Genomic DNA, 17,320 nt, shown 5'->3' with positions numbered 1-17,320 from the left:
TGGGCAATGTGTTCAGCCGGAGGCCCGTCGGTGCGGGCTTTCTGTACAGGATGACCATCGGGGAGGCCGGTATGGCGATCGATCATCTGGACGGGCGGATCATCCTGCTGCTGGCGCGCGAGCCGCGCATCGGGGTGCTGGAGATGTCCCGTCGGCTGGGGGTGGCGCGCGGGACGGCGCAGGCGCGTCTCGACCGGCTTCAGTCGAACGGAGTCATCCGCGGATTCGGCCCCGAGGTGGATCCGGCGGCCCTCGGCTACCCGGTCACGGCGTTCGCCACGCTCCAGATCCGGCAGGGTCAAGGAGCCGACGTGCGGGCCCACTTGGCGGGTGTGCCGGAAGTGCTGGAGCTGCACACCACGACCGGTACCGGGGACATGATGTGCCGGCTGGTGGCACGCTCCAACGCCGATCTCCAGCGGGTGATCGACCGCGTGGTCGGTTTTGATGGCATCGTCCGGGCCTCCACGGCGATCGTCATGGAGAACCCCGTTCCGCTGCGGATCATCCCGCTGGTGGAGCAGGCCGCGCTCGGCGAGTGACCCGACCTGGCCGAGCTGGGGTGAGCCGTTGTGAGTTTCTGGGAGTACCTGGGGAGCCGGCATCAGCAGATCCTCGTCGACGCCTACCAGCACGCCAGCGTCGTCTTCCAGTGCATGGTGGTGGCGACCCTGCTCGGCGTGGTGATCGCGGTGGTCACCTACCGCAGCGAGTGGGCGGGCAACCTCGCCACGATCACCACCGCCACCCTGCTGACCGTCCCCGCGCTGGCCATGATCGGTCTGCTGATCCCCATCGTGGGACTCGGCGTGCCGCCCACGGTGATCGCGCTGACGCTGTACGGGCTGCTGCCCATCGTGCGGAACGCGATCGTGGGCCTGCGCGGGGTCGATCCGTCGCTGGTGGACGCGGCCAAGGGGATCGGGATGTCGCGCGCGGCCCGGCTGACGCGGGTGGAGCTGCCGCTGGCGTGGCCGCCGATCCTGACCGGGATCCGGGTCTCCACCCAGATGCTGATGGGCATCGCGGCCATCGCCGCCTACGCCTCCGGGCCCGGCCTGGGCAACCTGATCTTCCGCGGGATCGCCTCCCTGGGCAGCTCGAACGCGCTGAACCAGGTGCTCGCCGGCACCCTCGGGATCATCGTCCTCGCCCTGCTGTTCGACGCCGCGTACGTCCTGATCGGGCGGCTCACCATCCCCGGGGGGATCCGTGCCTGATTCCGTGGCTGGTCCCCCGGCGCCGGAGACGGAGTCCCGGTCGGTCGGGGCGACCATCGAGCTGGAGGGCCTGACCAAGCGGTACCCGGGCAGTGCGCTGCCGGCCGTGGACAACGTCAGCATGGACTTCAGGGAAGGCGAGACGGTGATCCTCGTCGGCCCGTCGGGCTGCGGGAAGTCCACCCTGCTGAAGATGATCAACCGGCTGATCGAGCCGACGGCCGGCCGCATCCGCATCGGCGGCGAGGACGTCACCGACATGGACCCGGTACGGCTGCGCCGCAAGATCGGGTACGCGATCCAGGCGAGCGGGCTGTTCCCGCACATGACGGTGGCGCAGAACATCGCCCTGGTGCCGAGGATGCTGCGCTGGCCGGCGGCACGGGTGCGGGCGCGGGTCGAGGAAATGCTGGACCTGGTCGGGCTGGACCCGGCCGAGTTCCACGACCGCTATCCGCGTCAGCTCTCCGGCGGTCAGCAGCAGCGGGTGGGCGTGGCGCGGGCGCTGGCGGCGGATCCCCCGGTGCTGCTGATGGACGAGCCGTTCGGCGCGGTGGACCCGATCACCCGGGACCACCTCCAGGACGAGCTGATCCGGCTCCAGCGGGAGCTGCACAAGACGATCGTGTTCGTCACCCACGACTTCGACGAGGCAATCAAGCTCGGCGACCGGATCGCGGTGCTGCGCGAACGCTCCCACATCGCGCAGTTCGACACCCCGGAGGCGATCCTCACCAACCCCGCCGACGACTTCGTGTCCGGCTTCGTCGGCGCGGGAGCGGCGTTGAAGCGGCTCAACCTGACCCGGGTGCGGGACGTGGGGATCACCGACTACCCGACGGTGAGCGTCGACGACCCGCTGGAGGAGATCTTCGGCAAGCTCCGCTCCGGCGGCACCAACGAGGTGCTGGTGCTCGACAAGCGGGGCCGCCCCTACAAGTGGCTGCGGCGCGGCGACATGATGCGCGCCAAGGGGTCCCTGGCCCGGGCCGGCGCGCTGGTCGGTGACACGGTGACCCGGGACGCGACCCTGCGCGACGCGCTGGAGGCGGTGCTCACCGACAACACCGGCCGGGTCCCGGTCACCGGGCGGCGCGGCGCGTACGAGGGCGTCGTGGACGTGGAGACGCTGATGAACTCCGTGCACGAGCTGCTGGAGGCGGACCGGCTGGAGGCGAGGGAGGCGCAGGCCGGCCTCCAGGACCAGCAGGCCTCGCAGACGCACGCCGAGCAGGAGGGCTTCGAGGGGGAGGCGAAGGCGTGAGGACCTCTTCCGGGTGGCGGCCCGAGGACGGGCACGGGACGCCGGACCCGGCCCCGCCCGACGGCGACGACGGGCCGTCCGGCGACGGCACCGGGGCCGTCCCCCGGCCCACGGCCGCGCGACTCCCCCGGGTGACCTGGCGGAAGCTGACGTTCCTTCCGGTGGCGCTGATCGCCCTGCTGCTCGCGACCTGGCTGTGGTTCGAGCAGGCGGACCTCGACGCGCTCACCCGCAACGCGCTGTCGAACGGGCAGGTGTCCAAGGCCCTGTGGCAGCACATCGAACTCACCGTGATCTCCACGTTCTTCGTGCTGATCATCGCGATCCCGCTGGGCATCCTGCTGACCCGTCCGATGTTCCGCAGGGCCACCCCGGTGGCGATGACGCTGGCCAACATGGGCCAGGCCACCCCGGCGATCGGTCTGCTGGCGCTGCTGGTGATCTGGCTGGGCATCGGCCGCAGGGCCGCCCTGATCGGCATCATCGCCTACGCCGTGCTGCCCGTGCTGTCGAACACGATCGCCGGCCTGAAGGCCAACGACCCGACGCTGCTGGAGGCGGCGCGCGGCATCGGCATGTCCCCGCTGGGCGTGCTCACGCGGGTGGAGCTGCCGCTGGCCGTTCCGCTGATCCTCGCCGGTGTGCGGACGGCGCTCGTCCTGAACGTCGGCACGGCGACGCTCGCCACGTTCGGCGGCGGCGGAGGGCTCGGCGTACTGATCACCACCGGGATCACCAGTCAGCGGATGCCGGTGCTGGTGGTGGGCTCGATCCTCACCGTGGCGCTCGCGCTGCTGGTGGACTGGCTGGCCTCGCTGGCGGAACTGCTGCTGCGGCCGCGGGGCCTGGAGGCGGGGCCATGAGCCGGGCACGTGCCGGTGTCCGCCTGTTCCTGGCCGGGATGCTGCTGGCGGCGGCCCCCGGATGCGGGCTGACCAGCGGCTCGCCGATGGTCGACGACGTGGAACCCGGTTCGGTCGGCGAGGGCAAGCCGCTGGAGGGTGCGAAACTCACCGTCACCTCCAAGGAGTTCACCGAGCAGCTCATCCTGGGCGCGATCATGGGCATCGCCTTCCAGGCGGCCGGCGCCGAGGTGATCGACCGGACCGGCATCCAGGGGTCCGTGGGCTCGCGGGAGGCCGTCGTCAACGGCGACGCGGACGCCGGGTTCGAGTACACGGGCACCGCGTGGATCACGTACCAGGGCAACAGCAAGCCGATCCCCGACCCGCGCGAGCAGTGGCTGGCGGTGCGGGACGCGGACGTGAAGGAAGGGGTGACCTGGCTGGAGCCCTCGGAGCTCAACAACACCTACGCCCTGGCCATGAACCAGGCGAACTTCGAGAAGTACGGCACCCGGACCCTCTCCGAGGTGGCCGAGCTGGCGAAGTCCGACCCCGGTGCGGTGACGCTGTGCGTGGAGGGCGAGTTCGCCAACCGCGCGGACGGCCTGCCGGGCATGGAGAAGGCGTACGGCATGGACATCCCGGCGGGCAACGTCACGCAGATGGACACCGGGATCATCTACACCCAGACGGCCAAGGGCGCCTGCACCTACGGGGAGGTCTTCACCACCGACGGGCGCATCAAGTCGATGAACCTGGTGGTGATGGAGGACGACCGGAGGTTCTTCCCCAACTACAACGCGGCACCGACGGTCAACTCCGGCACGTTCGAGAAGTGGCCGGCCATCGCCGAGGTCCTCGCCCCGGTCACCGCGAAGCTCGACAACGACGTGGCGCAGACGCTGAACGCGAAGGTGGACGTCGACGGGGAGGACCCGCACCAGGTGGCGCTGGACTGGATGGTGGACGAGGGGTTCGTCAAGGAGGGCTAGGGTCTGTCGTCCCGTCGGCTAGCAGCTGGGGACCTTGCCGGTGCCCTTCTCCAGGTCGACCAGTGCCCGCACGGCGCCCTCGAGGGTGGTCACGGGGATCAGGCGCAGACCCTCGGGGAGCTCCGTGCGCGCGTCGGCGCACTCGGCCTTCGGCACCAGGAAGACGGTGGCGCCGTCGCGCCGGGCCGCCTGCGTCTTCAGGGGGACGCCGCCGACGGGGCCGACGACGCCCTTCTCGTCGATCGTGCCGGTGCCGGCGACGACCCGGCCGCCGGTGAGGTCGCCGCCGCTGCCGTCGCCGTTCAGCTTGTCGACGATGCCGAGGGAGAACAGCAGGCCGGCGCTGGGGCCGCCGACGTCGGCGAGCCTCAGCGTGACGTCGATGTTCTCGTCGGCGCGGTCCAGGTAGTTCAGCGCGGCCCGGGTCGCCTCGTCCTGGGACTGCTCCATCTGCTCCCGGTTGTACCGCTCGATCTCCTTGACGTCGCCGCCGCTGGGGTAGACCGAGTCGCGGGGCATGACCGCCTGGTCGGTGCTGAACCAGCTGTCGATCACGTCCGTGAGGCCGACACGGGTGTCCGGGGAGGTCGCCTCGATGGTCGTCATCCGCAGCTGCCCGCTGGTCTTCCGCACGGGCGCGCCGGAGATGGTGATGACCTGCGTCCCCTTGTTCTCCCCGAGCACGTTCGCGGTCAGGCCGGGCTGCGCGACGGAGAAGGGCAGCGGCGCGAAGGCGGCGGTGGCCAGCAGGGCCGCCGCCGGCACGGCGAGGGCGGCCACGGTCTGGGGACGTGTGAGGCGGGAGAGCACGCAGTCATCGTAGCCGCGGGCGGTCGCGGCACGACGGCCCGCGGGCGCGGCCGCCTCAGCGCAGGGCCTCGGCGACCTCCCGGGCCGCGTCCATCACCCTCGCGCCGACCCGCTCCGGTACGACCTCCGCCAGCATGACGACCCCCACGCTGCCCTCGACGCCCGTCACGCCCAGCAGCGGAGCGGCGGCCCCGCACGCCCCCGCCTCCAGCTCGCCGTGCGTCAGCGTGTACCCGGGGTCGTCCGCCGTCCGCTGCCGGGCGGACAGGATGGCCTTGCCCGCGGCCCCCCGCTCCAGCGGATGCCGGAACCCGGCCCGGTACGCCACGTGGTAGTCCGTCCACGACGGCTCCACCACCGCCACGGCCAGCGCCTCCGCCCCGTCCACCAGCGTCAGGTGCGCGGTCGCGCCGATGTCCTCCGCCAGCGACCGCAGCGCCGGCATCGCGGCCTCCCGCACCAGCGGGTGCACCTGCCGTCCGAGCCTGAGCACACCGAGTCCGACCCGAGCCCGTCCGCCCAGGTCACGGCGTACCAGCGCGTGCTGCTCCAGCGTGGCGAGCAGCCGGTACACGACGGTGCGGTTCACGCCCAGTTTGTGGGACAGCTCCGTGACGGTCAGCCCGTGGTCGGTGTCGGCGAGCAGCTTGAGGACCCGTAGTCCCCTGTCGAGCGTCTGAGAGGTCTCCGCGGTCACGACGCCCACTCCTTCAGTGGTGAGGTCGGCGGTCCTCTCACGGCGGATGCGTCACCGAGTCCCGTCGGTCACGCGCTTCAGAGGCCGCCGATCGGCCGGCGGCCCGGCGGTCTCCCCGGGCACAGTCGCTTCACGGCTGCGCTCCGCGGCGGCGCTGCCACGGGGCGTGTGCGTTGCGGGGACAGTAGCGAGCCGGTCCGGTGAGCGGAAGCCTCCGTCCAGAATCCGGGCACTCTCACCGGGAAGTGGTTCCGTTTGTCCCCCTACGTCCCCACGGTGTCATCGCATGCGTGTGGCCCACTCCTGCACCTTTTCGATCCGCTGGCGCAGCTGTCCCGGGGTGGCCTCGGCGGAGGGCGGGCCGCCGCAGACCCGGCGCAGTTCGGTGTGGATGACGCCGTGCGGTTTGCCGCTCTGGTGGACGTAGGCGCCGACGAGGTTGTTGAGCCGCTTGCGCAGCTCCATCATCTCCTTGTGGGAGACGACCGGGCGCCGCTCGGCGGGCATCTCCAGGAGGTCCGCCTCCTCGGCGGGCTTCTTGCGGCTGTGCGCGATCTGCCGGGCCTGCCGCTTCTGCAGCAGCAGCTGCACCTGGTCGGGTTCGAGGAGTCCGGGGATGCCGAGGTAGTCCTGCTCCTCCTCGCTGCCGGGGTGGGCCTGCATGCCGAACTCGGCGCCGTTGTACATCACCCGGTCGAAGACGGCGTCGGACTCCAGCGCCTCGAAGGGCAGCATGTCCTGCTCGCCGGTGTCCTCGTCCTGCTCCCGGTTCGCCTCCTCCATCTCCTTCTCGGATTCGGCGTACGGGTCCTCCTCGCCGTCCTTCTTCGGCTTGTCGAGGACGTGGTCGCGCTCGCGCTCCATCTCGTTGGCGAAACCGAGCAGGTCCGGGATGGTCGGCAGGAACACGGACGCGGTCTCGCCGCGCCGCCGGGACCGCACGAAACGGCCGACGGCCTGGGCGAAGAACAGCGGGGTGGAGATGGTGGTGGCGTACACGCCGACGGCGAGGCGCGGGACGTCGACGCCCTCGGACACCATGCGGACGGCGACCATCCAGCGGTCGGTGCCGCTGCTGAAGGTGTCGATGTTCTTGGACGCGCCGGTGTCGTCGGACAGGACGACGGTGGGCTTGCTGCCGGTGATCTCGCGGATCAGTTTGGCGTACGCCCGCGCGGAGTCCTGGTCGGCGGCGATGACCAGGGCGCCGGCGTCCGGTATGGCCTTGCGGACCTCGGTGAGCCGCTGGTCGGCGGCGCGCAGCACGGCCGGCATCCACTCGCCGCGCGGATCGAGCGCGGTGCGCCAGGCCTGGCTCACGGCGTCCTTGGTCATGGGCTCGCCGAGGCGGGCGGCGATCTCGTCCCCGGCCTTGGTGCGCCAGCGCATGGTGCCGCTGTACGACAGGAAGATGACCGGGCGGACGACGTTGTCGGCGAGGGCGGAACCGTACCCGTAGGTGTAGTCGGCGGAGGAGCGCCGGATCCCGTCGTCGCCCTCCTCGTAGGTGACGAAGGGGATGGGGTTGGTGTCGGAGCGGAACGGCGTACCGGTCAGCGCGAGCCGCCGGGTGGCCGGCTCGAACGCCTCCAGGCAGGCCTCGCCCCAGGACTTGGAGTCACCGGCGTGGTGGATCTCGTCGAGGATGACGAGGGTCTTGCGCTGCTCGACCCGGTTGCGGTGCAGCATGGGACGCACACCGACACCGGCATAGGTGACGGCGACCCCGTCGTAGTCCTTGCCGAGCGGGCCCGCGCTGTACTCGGGGTCGAGCTTGATGCCTATCCGCGCGGCGGCCTCGGCCCACTGCTTCTTCAGGTGCTCGGTCGGCGCGACGACGGTCACCTGCTGCACCACGTGGTGGTGCAGCAGCCAGGAGGCCAGCGTCAGCGCGAAGGTCGTCTTGCCGGCGCCGGGCGTGGCGACCGCCAGGAAGTCCCGGGGCTGTGCCTGGATGTACTTGTCCATCGCCGCCTGCTGCCAGGCCCGCAGCTTCCCCGCGGTACCCCAGGGGGCCCGCCCGGGAAAGGCCGGGGACAGGTGGTGCGAGTGGGACGCGGTGCCGGCGGTGGTAGTCACGATCTCCGTCGGGGGTGGTTCGGGTGCGGCGCATCTGCGCGGGACGACCGGGCCACCCTACCGAGGGCCCGGTCGCGGCGGCGCCGGTACCGGGCCGCGACCGGCCGGGGTGGGACTCAAGTCACACCCCTTGTTCGGCCAAGTCCCTCAACGCCTCGGAGATGGCCTCGACCTCGTCCAGACTGCCGGTCGCCACGGCGATGACCAGCCGTTCCGCCGCGTCGACGTCGGGGCGCAACTGCGCCTCGTTCAGCGCCAGGAAGACGACACAGGACACCCATGCCGTGCGCTTGTTCCCGTCGACGAACGGACGGTTGATGACGAGGGACTGCAGGAGTGCCGCCGCCTTGTCGAACAGGTCGGCGTACGCCTCCTGCCCAAACATCGACGCCGAGGGGCGATGAACGGCCGACTCGAGCAGCCCGGCATCGCGCACCGCGATCCGCTGGTCGTCGACGGCGTCCTCGGCAATGGCCAGAACATCCTCGGCCGTCAGATAGACGTACGTCACTTGAGCCGCTTCAGCAGTTCGGCCCACTTGGCAGTCTGCTCCTTGGCCGCCTTCCGGACCAACGCCTGGTGCGCGGTCCGGGCCAGGTAGTCGTCCACGGCGCGCAGCAGTATCGCGTGCATGCTGACACCCTCCTCCTCGGCGCGCAGCTTGAGAGCTTCCGTCTGGTCGTCGCGGAGGCGCAGGTTCATAGCCATACCAAAACGGTACCGCTTGATGACCCCAAAGTGGTACTACGTAGCGACTCGCACCCGCGTCGCCACCCACACCCCCGCCAGGGCCACCGCCGCCATCGGCAGGAAGACGGCGACGAAGGCGGCCGGGTGGGAGGCGGTGGCCTCCGTGGCCGCGTGGCTGACCGTGCCGCCGCCGAGGGCCGCGAAGGCGGCGCCGCCCACGGCGAGGAGGACGACGTTGGAGAGGCCGTCGGAGATCTGCAGGGCGGCGGAGTTGGTGCCGGCCTCCTTGGGGGCGGAGAGCTGGAGCAGCAGGACGCTGGTGGAGGAGATCACCAGGCCCATGCCGAGACAGCCGAACGCCCAGGCGACCGCCGGCGTCCAGGCGGGCACCGCCTCGATCAGCACGGTCGGGACCGCCGCGATGCTCGCCGCCACCAGGAGCATGCCGAGGGCCATCAGACGCTCCCGGTACGGCTCCAGCCGGGGCCGGGACTGGATCCAGGAACCCAGCGCCCAGGTGCCGCCGCCCGCCGCGAGGGAGAAGCCCGCCATCGTCGGGCTGAGGCCCCGCTGGGTGACCAGCATCAACGGGACGAAGGACTCCGCCGCGATGAAGGAACCGGCGGCCACACCGCGCAGCAGCACCACCGAGGGCAGACCGCGCGCCGCCCGGTAGGTGCCGCGCGGGAGCAGGCCCAGCACGGCGGGGACGAGGAGGGCCGCGCCCAGCGCGCCCGGCAGGAGGGACAGCCAGCGCAGGTCCTGGGCGGCGTACTGGAGGAGCCCGGCGCCGAAGGAGATCGCCAGGGCCAGCCGGATGCGGCGGCCGTCGAAGGAGGCGGGGGCGTCGGTGCCCTCGCCCACCGGGCCGGAGGCGAGGCGGCGTATCTGGGGCAGGGCGAGTGCCAGCGGGAACACCACGAGGGCCGGTATGCCGAGGAACACCCAGCGCCAGCCGATGTGCTCCGTCACGGCGCCGGAGGCGAGGGGGCCGACGATCGAGGGGACGACCCAGCTCGCCGCGAACGCGGCCATGATCGCCGGGCGCAGCCGTTCCGGATAGGCGCGTCCGACGATGACGTACAGCGCGACGATCACCAGGCCGCCGCCGAGCCCCTGCACGGCCCGCCCCAGGATGAACAGCCACATCGCCCCGGCCGTCCCGGCGAGCAGCAGCCCGACGGCGAAGGAGGAGATGCCCCAGGTCAGCGGGGCGAGCGGGCCGCGCCGGTCGGACCACTGGCCGGACAGCACCATGCCGAACAGGCTCGTGGTGAAGTACCCCGAGAACGCGAACGCGTACAGCGACACCCCGTCCAGCTCGCGCGCCGCGACCGGCATCGCCGTACCCACCGCCGTCGCCTCGAAGGCGATCAGCAGCACGACGGAGACCACCCCGATGCTCAGCGCCCGGTAGGGGCGGCTCAGCACGGTGTCGTCGGGGGCGGGGGCCGGTGAGGGGACGTCGGCGGGCTCGGCGACATCGGTGTCGCGCGGGTTCGGGGCGGTCATGACCGCCAGAGTAAGGCGCACGCTCCGCTTTGACGCCTGTCGGGGGTCGGGACCGGCACCGGACCTTGGTCGTAGGACCGGTCCGCCCGTTCATGAACGGCGTGTGGCAGTCCCGTTGCGGCACCCGGCTTTCCCTTGAGCACCGCTTCCGGCCCGCCGTACGGTCGTCACACCGGTTCGGAACGGCGGGGCGCCGCAGGGCGCACCGCCCCCGACACGGCCGTGTGCCCGAGTGGCCCAGGGACTCGCCTGCAAAGCGAGGTACGCGGGTTCAATTCCCGCCACGGCCTCCCCACGGGGCGGGGCGCTCCCCGGAGCACCCCGCCCCCCGTCACGTCGGACCCCGACGCTCACTCCCGACACGGCCGTGTGCCCGAGTGGCCCAGGGACTCGCCTGCGCCGCATCCCACAGCGAGCTCCGCTCGCGGGGAGGTACGCGGGTTCCATTCCCGCCACGGCCTCCCCACGGGGCGAGGCGCTCCCCGGAGCACCCCGCCCCCCTCACGTCAGAGCACCCCGCCCGCCTCGTCCTGGAACAGCTGGGTCCAGTAGTGCCAGTCCAGGTCGGGGGTGGTGCCGGTGGGGTCGATGGAGGACAGGACCTGGATCATCGTCAGCGCGAGCTGGTCGTAGGCGTCGCTGGTCAGCGCGTGGCCCGACGCCTCGTCGAGGGAGCGCTCCCGGTGCAGGAGCCAGAGGGTGAAGGCGAGCGTGGAGATGTCCGTGTTGAGGGGGCGGAGGGTCTCCTCCCCCTCGTTCCAGCTGAGGACCGCGCCCGTGGTGCCGTCGACGACCAGGCTGTGGTCCTCCACCAGGTGGCCGAGGCGTATCAGCCGCTCGGCGCGGGCCGGCGGAAGGGCGTCGGGGAGCTCGCCCCGGCAGCCGTCGGCGTAGTACTCCGCCAGCGTGCGCAGCGGCAGGTCGGTGTCCAGGGAGAAGAGGAAGCCGTCCTCCGGCAGGCCCGTCTCGCGCAGGAAGCGGCGGGTCGGCTCGTGCGTGAGCGTCGAGGGGAAGTCGACCTCCTCGAAGCGGACGACACCACCGCGGCCGAACTCCTCGTCCAGCAGGCGCAGGGGAAGGTCCAGGGCCAGGCCGGAGGCCGTCCCGGGGCCCGCCACCAGGGCCAGCGGGCGGATCAGCGCGGCCATCCGCCAGAACGGGGCCGGTTCGCCGCCGTCCGTGCCCTCCTCGAAGACCGCCAGCAGCTGGCGGGACGCCTCCGCGACCGCCTTGGTGCCGTACCGGCCCGCGTAGGCGGCGAACTGGCCGCGCAGTCCCGCCAGTTCGTCCGTCGCCGCGGCGAAGCGCACCAGCGTCGGCAGGGACGGGGCGAGCGGGCGGCGGTCCATCAGGTCCGGGCGGTCGTGGAAGAAGTACGTCGTGGAGACCTCGCCGGTGGCGCCGTCGAGCAGCACCGACTCCGTCTCCAGGCCGGCCGGGCCCACCAGACCGCCTATGACGAACTGGTCCCGCAGCCGGGCCGGGAGCCGGTCGTCGGGGCCGGCCGTCGAGTCGGCCACGGTGTGCGGGCCGCCCCGCCGCGCCAGCTCGGCGAAGCTGAACAGGCCGCTGTCCGCGGGCAGTCCCGGGCCGGTCAGCCAGCGGCGCGTGGACGCGTGCGTGATGGAGGGGTCGAGGTCGGCGTCGGTGAGTGTGATCGCCGCGGCGACAACGGTGTCGGTCGTGCTCATGATTCCCCCGCGATGCGTGTGCTCGGTCCCGGGTCCGCGAACGTCCCGCCCCGGGCAGGACGGCAGGGGCCCTTCCGGGCCCGGCGGCCGTCCCCCACTGATCGCCACACTACGCGCCACCACTGACAACGGCTCAAAGACCGGGGCGCGCCGAACGCGACGCCCCGTCACCTCTCAGGACGCGTCAGCAACCGCTTGCGTTGCCTCCCGGCGGAAAAGACCCGGGGCGGGTCTCAGTTCGCGGTGACCACCGCGGCCTGCGGGCGGATCGGCAGCCGGTTGACCGGGCGTCCCGTGGCGGCCCGCACCGCGGAGGCGATCGCCGCCGGCGAGGTCACCACCGGCACCGCGCTGACCGCCTTCGCGCCGAACGGCGCGACCACGTCCCGTTCCTCGACCAGCTTCACGATGTGGATGTCCGGCGCGTCCAGCGCGGTCGGCAGGGCGTAGCCGGTGAGGTCGGGGTGGCGGACCAGACCGCGCGGGGTGCGCAGGTTCTCGGTGAGCGCGGCGCCCAGACCCTGGGTCACGCCCGCCTCGATCCGCGCGGCCAGTTGTGCCGGGTTCAGCACCCGGCCCACGTCCTGGGCGACCGCCAGTTCGACGACCCGTACCGAGCCGATCTCGATGTCGACGTCGACCACCGCGCGGATCGCGCAGAAGGCCATGCCGACGAAGGCGTCGCCCTGGCCGGCCTCGTCCAGCGGTTCCGTCGGGTGCGGGCGGCACTGGGCGGTGGCCCACAGTTCCTTGCCGTCCAGCGCCTCGGTGACGGTCGTGGACAGCACGCCGTCGTACGAGGTGATCTTGCCGTCGGTGATCTGGAGCAGCTCGGTGGACATGCCGAACTTGTGCGCGAGCGGCTGGAGGAGCTGGGTGCGGACCATCTTCGCCGCGCGTTCGACGGCGCCGCCCGACACCCAGGTGTGCCGGCCGCGGCAGCCGGGTCCGGCCGGGGGCTGGTCGGTGTCGACGGGCACCACGTGCACCTCGTCGACGCCGAGGGTGTCCTGGACGATCTGCCGGGCCAGGGTGGAGAAGCCCTGCCCGGTCTCGACGGCCGCGCACAGCACGGTCGCCACGCCGTCCTGGACCCGCACGGTGGCGGTGGACACCTCGTCGGCGCCCTCGGCGCCGAGCATGTGCACCATGCCCAGGCCGTAGCCGACGCCCCGGCGCACCGCGCCCGGCTCCCCCGCGCCCTCGGGGCCGCCGGGCAGCAGCCACTCGTCCTCGGGGGTGTCCTTGGGCAGCGGCGGCAGCGGGAAGTCGCGCACCGCCTGGAGGAGTTCGGCGACGGGGGCCGGGCAGGTCACGGTCTGGCCGGTGGGCAGGACGTCGCCGGTGGCCATGACGTTGCGCATGCGCAGTTCCGCCGGGTCGACGCCGAGCTTCTTGGCGAGCTTGTCCATCTGCGCCTCGTAGGCGGCGCACACCTGGAGGGCGCCCTCGCCGCGCACATGACCGGAGGGCGGGTTGTTGGTGCGTACGGCCCAGCCCTCGATGAAGGCGTTCGGCACGACGTAGGGGCCGCAGGCGAAGGCGACGGCGGCGGCCAGGGCTTCGGAGGAGGTGTCGGCGTAGGCGCCCGCGTCGAGCAGGATCTGCGCCTCGACCTTGACGAGCCTGCCCTCGGCGTCGGCGTGGTGCCGGTAGCGCAGGAGGGTCGGGTGGCGGTGGGTGTGGCCGAGGAAGGACTCCTCGCGGGTGGCGGTGAGCTTCACCGGGCAGCCGGTCTTCAGCGCGAGCAGGCCGAGGGGCAGCTGGAATCCGCGGTCCTCGCGGTCGGCGGTCGCGCCGGGCACCCCCGTGACGACGACCTTCACCCGATCGGGTTCCAGGCCGAACGCGGCGGCGGCGGTGTCCCGGTCGCCGTGCGGGTCGGTGGACGCCAGGTACAGCTCGACGCCGCCGTCCGGGCGGGGCACGGCGAGGCCGGCCTCGGCCCCTATGGGGGCGGGGTCCTGACGGCCGATCCGGTACAGGCCCTCGACGACCACGTCGCCTGCCGCGTCGGGGTCGCCGTGGCGCAGCGGGATGTGCCGGATCAGGTTGCCGTCGGGATGCAGCGGTTCGGCCTCGAAGGCCTGTTCGGGGTCGGTGACCGGGTCGAGCACCTCGTACTCGACGATCACCGCTGCGGCGGCCATCCGCGCGGTGTCCGGGTGGTCGGCGGCGACGGCCGCGATGGGCTCGCCGTGGTGGCGTACGACCTCGGAGGCGAAGACCGGGCGGTCGGCCGTGCCGCGGCCGTGCACCGGGTCGCCGGGGACGTCCTCGTGGGTGACGACCGCGCGGACGCCGGGCATCTCACGGGCGTGCGTGGTGTCGATGGACACGATGCGGGCGTGCGGGTGCGGGGAGCGCAGTACGGCCGCCCACAGCAGGCCCTCGGCCCACAGGTCGGCGGCGTAGGGGAAGGTGCCCTCGGTCTTGGCGCGGGCGTCGGCGGCCGGGAGGGAGACGCCGAGTCCGTGCGGGACCGGTTCCGGCTCCGGGGCGGTCTCGGCGGCCTGCGCGGTGACGGTCTCGTTGCTCACGCCTGGCCTCCGTCCTGGCCGTAGGGCCGGTCCTGCGGCGGGTCATGGGGCTGCTCGTGGGGTCCGGGGGCGCCGAACACCGAGGGGTTGACGCCACCGGCGCCGGGGCCCGCCTGGTGCGGGATGCGGGGCGCGTCCGGTTCGCCGTCGGGGTCGGACCCGGAGGACTCGGCGTGCGCCTCGCGCTCGGCGACGACCTCCTTGACGGCATTCACCACGCCCCGGTAGCCGGAGCAGCGGCACAGGTTGCCGCACAGGGCCTGGCGGGTCTCCAGTTCGGTGGGCGCGGGGTTGCCCTCCAGGAGGTCGTGCACGGTCATCGCCATGCCGGGGACGCAGAAGCCGCATTGGACGGCGCCGCACCGCGCGAGGGCGCGCTGCACGTCGGAGGGCCGGCCGTCCTGGGCCAGGCCCTCGACGGTACGGACCTCGCTGCCGGCCGCGGTGACGGCGGGGACCAGGCAGGACGCCACGAGCCGCCCGTCGACCTGCACGTTGCAGGCGCCGCACTCGCCCTGCGAGCAGCCGTCCTTGGCGCCGGCCAGGCCGAGCCGTTCGCGCAGCACGTAGAGCAGCGACTCGCCGATCCAGGCGTCGCTGACGGGCCGGTCGGTGCCGTTGACGCGGAGGACGTAGGAGGCGAGGGGGTGGTCGTCGTGGGGGGCGACCGTGATGCCGGGGTCGCCGTCGGGTCCGTCCGGGCCGTCCGGGTCGCCCGGTGTCGTGGAACCGTCCGGGGTGCCGGGCGCGGGTGCGTCGTCCGGGTGGGCGGCCGCGTCGGGGGCGCCGGCGGGGGCGGGGTCCGCCGGGGTGTCGGTGGCGTCGTGGGAGCCGTGGGCGTCCTCGGGAGCCTCCGGGGTCCCGCCGGGGCCGGGGAGGGGCTCGGCGGCTGCCTGGGCGCCGGGGTGCGGGTGCTCGTGGACTTCGGCCGGGGCACCGTCGGGGGCCTCCGCGCCGGTCCGCCACTGCGGCTGCGCGGCGCCGTCGGCGGGCAGCGGCTGGGGCGTGCCCGCCGAGCGGGGCCCGTCGTGCGCGGGCTGCTCGTGCGTGTCGTGCGTGCCGTGCGTGTCCTGCGTGCCGTCCGTGCCGTGCGTGTCCTGCGTGTCGTGGGCGGGCTGCCCGCCGTACTCGCCGGGGCCGGACGGCCGGTGGGGTGCGCGGGTCTCGTCCCGGCCGGGTTCGCCCGGCGAAGGCTGCTCCGGCTCGGGCAGGTGGCCGGCGGGCCGGGGCCCGTCGTGCGCGGGCTGCTCGTGCGTGCCGTGCGTGTCCTGCGTGCCGTGCGTGTCGTGGGCGGGCTGCCCGCCGTACTCGTCCGGGCCGGACGGCCGGTGGCCGTGTCCGCCGTCGTGCCGCTCGGCCTCCTGGGGGACGCCCGGGACGCCGGGACCCCACGGGCGGCCGATGGACTCGGTGGTGGCCCAGGGGGCCGGGGCGCCGCCCGGCAGGGTGGCCGGAGGGGTGCCGCCGCCCCACTGCTCGACCAGGGAGGACGTGGTGAACTCGCCCGACTCGTCCGGCAGGTCGCCGCCGGCCACGGGGATCGACCACTGGCCGGTGACGTCCTGGCCCGGCGGGGGGTTCTCCGCGGACGGCTCCTCGTAGGTCCACTGCCCGCTCGCACCCGGGTCGTACGTGAACCGGTCCGCCGCCGGGTCCGCCCCGGAGGCCTGCGGGTCGTGCCACTGGGCGCCGTCGGCGGGCGCGCCGGGCACGGACCAGGTTCCGGTGGCCGCCGGGTCGGTGCCCGCGGTGGTCGCGGGTGTGACCGTTATCTGCGGCGGCACGTAGCCGTGGCCGGGCGCGGCGAGGGGGCTCTCCATGGCGTCCAGGAGCGCGTCGATGCCCCCCTCGGGCAGGTTGACGAAGGCGGTGGCGCCGTCGTCGTAGTCGCCCTGGGGCAGCGGGTCCCAGCGGCTGCCGCCCGGGGGCGTGCCCCCTCCGTGCTGGTCGTCGGTCACGACAGCGCCCTCCCCAGTGCTCGTCGGGCCAGCGCGGCGACGGTGCGCCGCAGGTGCAGTACCGCGGGCGGAAGCGGTGGGACGGTGCCGTCCTCGCCGGGGGCGGCGTCGGGGATGCAGGCCGCGGCGACGTACTCCCCGAACGCGCTCAGTGCCTCGGGCACGATCGCGCGGTTGTTGTCCCAGTCGATGAGCTGCGCGACCCACTGCTCGGCCTCCAGGGGCCGCAGCGGCATCGGCGCGATGGCGCCCACCGCGCAGCGCACCCCGCGGCGGGCGGGGTCGAGCACGAGGGCGACGGAGGCGACCGCTCGGCCGGGGCCGGTGCGGCCGGTGGCCTTCAGGAAGACCTGGGGGGCGTGCAGCAGCGGCACGCGCACGTAGCCGATGAGTTCACCGGGGCGCAGCAGGTCCATTCCGGCCAGCAGGTGCGACACCGGGACCTCGCGGCGGATCCCGCCCGGGCCGGCGACGACCAGCGTCGCCTCCAGGGCGGCCAGTACGGGCAGCGCGTCCCCGGTGGGGGCGGCGGAGGCGATGTTGCCGCCGAGGGTGCCGGCGTTGCGGATGTGCGGGGGGCCCGCGGCCCGCGCGGAGGCGGCGAGCGCGGGGATGAGGGCGGCGAAGTCGGGGCGGCCCATGCGGGCGTGGGTGAGACCGGCGCCGAGCAGCGCGTGGCCGTCCAGGTACTGCCAGCCGCGGATCTCGCTGATCCTGCCGAGGCCGACCAGCGCGGCGGGCCTGAGCTGCCCGGAGTTGACGGCGGCCATCAGGTCGGTGCCACCCGCGACGGGCACGGCGGCGGGCATGGCGGTGAGCGCCGCCACGGCCTCGTCCAGGGTCGTGGGCAGCGTCACGGCCTGCGCCGCCTGCGGTGCGTGCGTGCTCAAAACCGGCTGCCCCTTCCCGCGGCCCCACCTGGTCCACCTGTGCGCCGTACGGTACGTGCTCACAGGGCGGACGTGGCAACTCTGGCACATCTTGGCAGGCGCCGAAGACGGGGGTCCGCTAGGTGGCATTCG

At 73.3% G+C, this 17,320-nt stretch carries 15 protein-coding genes and 2 tRNA genes; 7 read left to right on the top strand and 10 right to left on the bottom strand.

Annotation, left to right across the window (positions count from 1 at the left end; genetic code table 11):
- Positions 1 to 71 precede the first annotated feature (71 nt).
- Genes IE172_RS00310 through IE172_RS00290 form a run of 5 tightly spaced genes read left to right on the top strand, consistent with a single transcriptional unit; the run spans position 72 to position 4,321 of the window.
- Positions 72 to 542 (top strand): Lrp/AsnC family transcriptional regulator, encoded by a 471-nt coding sequence (locus IE172_RS00310; RefSeq protein WP_190094992.1) that lies wholly within the window; start codon positions 72 to 74, stop codon positions 540 to 542.
- A gap of 30 nt (positions 543 to 572) precedes the next feature.
- Positions 573 to 1,220 (top strand): ABC transporter permease, encoded by a 648-nt coding sequence (locus IE172_RS00305; protein WP_190094991.1) that lies wholly within the window; start codon positions 573 to 575, stop codon positions 1,218 to 1,220.
- Between the two features lie 4 nt (positions 1,221 to 1,224).
- Positions 1,225 to 2,484 (top strand): betaine/proline/choline family ABC transporter ATP-binding protein, encoded by a 1,260-nt coding sequence (locus tag IE172_RS00300; protein WP_190094990.1) that lies wholly within the window; start codon positions 1,225 to 1,227, stop codon positions 2,482 to 2,484.
- Positions 2,481 to 3,347 carry an ABC transporter permease gene (locus tag IE172_RS00295; RefSeq protein ID WP_190094989.1) on the top strand — a complete coding sequence of 289 codons (867 nt, stop codon included), beginning with the start codon at positions 2,481 to 2,483 and terminating at the stop codon, positions 3,345 to 3,347. The genes IE172_RS00300 and IE172_RS00295 overlap by 4 nt, the downstream gene beginning before the upstream one ends.
- On the top strand, positions 3,344 to 4,321 hold the full coding sequence (locus IE172_RS00290; RefSeq protein WP_190094988.1) for a glycine betaine ABC transporter substrate-binding protein: 978 nt from the start codon (positions 3,344 to 3,346) through the stop codon (positions 4,319 to 4,321). The genes IE172_RS00295 and IE172_RS00290 overlap by 4 nt, the downstream gene beginning before the upstream one ends.
- Before the next feature lie 18 nt (positions 4,322 to 4,339).
- Here IE172_RS00290 and IE172_RS00285 read toward each other — a convergent pair whose 3' ends face one another.
- From IE172_RS00285 to IE172_RS00260, 6 genes are all read right to left on the bottom strand, one after another.
- Positions 4,340 to 5,131 carry a S16 family serine protease gene (locus tag IE172_RS00285; RefSeq protein ID WP_190094987.1) on the bottom strand — a complete coding sequence of 264 codons (792 nt, stop codon included), beginning with the start codon at positions 5,129 to 5,131 and terminating at the stop codon, positions 4,340 to 4,342.
- Positions 5,132 to 5,186: 55 nt separating this feature from the next.
- Entirely contained in the window at positions 5,187 to 5,828 is a 642-nt protein-coding gene (locus IE172_RS00280) for an IclR family transcriptional regulator (protein WP_190094986.1), read from the bottom strand.
- A gap of 279 nt (positions 5,829 to 6,107) precedes the next feature.
- On the bottom strand, positions 6,108 to 7,910 hold the full coding sequence (locus IE172_RS00275) for a DEAD/DEAH box helicase (RefSeq protein WP_435804206.1): 1,803 nt from the start codon (positions 7,908 to 7,910) through the stop codon (positions 6,108 to 6,110).
- 118 nt (positions 7,911 to 8,028) lie between these two features.
- Positions 8,029 to 8,418 (bottom strand): type II toxin-antitoxin system death-on-curing family toxin, encoded by a 390-nt coding sequence (locus tag IE172_RS00270; protein ID WP_190094984.1) that lies wholly within the window; start codon positions 8,416 to 8,418, stop codon positions 8,029 to 8,031.
- The gene (locus IE172_RS00265; protein WP_190094983.1) at positions 8,415 to 8,615 is read right to left on the bottom strand and encodes a ribbon-helix-helix protein, CopG family; all 201 of its coding nucleotides are present in this window, start codon (positions 8,613 to 8,615) and stop codon (positions 8,415 to 8,417) included. The genes IE172_RS00270 and IE172_RS00265 overlap by 4 nt, the downstream gene beginning before the upstream one ends.
- Positions 8,616 to 8,651: 36 nt before the next feature.
- Entirely contained in the window at positions 8,652 to 10,109 is a 1,458-nt protein-coding gene (locus IE172_RS00260; protein ID WP_190094982.1) for an MFS transporter, read from the bottom strand.
- A 218-nt stretch (positions 10,110 to 10,327) separates the two neighbouring features.
- On the opposite strand from IE172_RS00260, the gene IE172_RS00255 reads away from it, so the two are divergent.
- Both IE172_RS00255 and IE172_RS00250 read left to right on the top strand, forming a co-directional pair.
- Positions 10,328 to 10,399, top strand: a tRNA-Cys gene (locus IE172_RS00255).
- Positions 10,400 to 10,472: 73 nt separating this feature from the next.
- Positions 10,473 to 10,570, top strand: a tRNA-OTHER gene (locus IE172_RS00250).
- Between the two features lie 45 nt (positions 10,571 to 10,615).
- Here the strand turns inward: IE172_RS00250 and IE172_RS00245 are convergent.
- The 4 genes from IE172_RS00245 to IE172_RS00230 all read right to left on the bottom strand — a co-directional run bounded on the left by IE172_RS00245 (position 10,616) and on the right by IE172_RS00230 (position 17,188).
- Positions 10,616 to 11,800, bottom strand: a complete 1,185-nt coding sequence (locus IE172_RS00245) for an SUKH-4 family immunity protein (RefSeq protein ID WP_190094981.1) — start codon at positions 11,798 to 11,800, stop codon at positions 10,616 to 10,618.
- Positions 11,801 to 12,033: 233 nt separating this feature from the next.
- On the bottom strand, positions 12,034 to 14,340 hold the full coding sequence (locus tag IE172_RS00240) for a xanthine dehydrogenase family protein molybdopterin-binding subunit (protein WP_190094980.1): 2,307 nt from the start codon (positions 14,338 to 14,340) through the stop codon (positions 12,034 to 12,036).
- Positions 14,337 to 16,298, bottom strand: coding sequence for a 2Fe-2S iron-sulfur cluster-binding protein (locus IE172_RS00235; protein WP_190094979.1), 1,962 nt, complete (start codon positions 16,296 to 16,298; stop codon positions 14,337 to 14,339). Before IE172_RS00235 ends, IE172_RS00240 begins: the two co-directional genes overlap by 4 nt.
- The gene (locus tag IE172_RS00230) at positions 16,295 to 17,188 is read right to left on the bottom strand and encodes an FAD binding domain-containing protein (RefSeq protein ID WP_190094978.1); all 894 of its coding nucleotides are present in this window, start codon (positions 17,186 to 17,188) and stop codon (positions 16,295 to 16,297) included. Before IE172_RS00230 ends, IE172_RS00235 begins: the two co-directional genes overlap by 4 nt.
- Between the last annotated feature and the right edge of the window lie 132 nt (positions 17,189 to 17,320).

The sequence above is a fragment of the Streptomyces griseoflavus genome (assembly GCF_014649995.1).
In the GTDB taxonomy this organism is placed as follows: domain Bacteria; phylum Actinomycetota; class Actinomycetes; order Streptomycetales; family Streptomycetaceae; genus Streptomyces; species Streptomyces griseoflavus.
Note: the sequence above shows the minus strand (reverse complement) of the source record. Positions and strands in the feature narration are given on the sequence as shown.

Bases quoted from the DNA above. Each gene is read 5' to 3' on its own strand.
- IE172_RS00310 (WP_190094992.1), top strand. From the start codon at position 72: ATGGCGATCGATCATCTGGACGGGCGGATCATCCTGCTGCTGGCGCGC.
- IE172_RS00290 (WP_190094988.1), top strand. From the start codon at position 3,344: ATGAGCCGGGCACGTGCCGGTGTCCGCCTGTTCCTGGCCGGGATGCTG.
- IE172_RS00265 (WP_190094983.1), bottom strand. From the start codon at position 8,615: ATGGCTATGAACCTGCGCCTCCGCGACGACCAGACGGAAGCTCTCAAG.
- IE172_RS00260 (WP_190094982.1), bottom strand. From the start codon at position 10,109: ATGACCGCCCCGAACCCGCGCGACACCGATGTCGCCGAGCCCGCCGAC.
- IE172_RS00245 (WP_190094981.1), bottom strand. From the start codon at position 11,800: ATGAGCACGACCGACACCGTTGTCGCCGCGGCGATCACACTCACCGAC.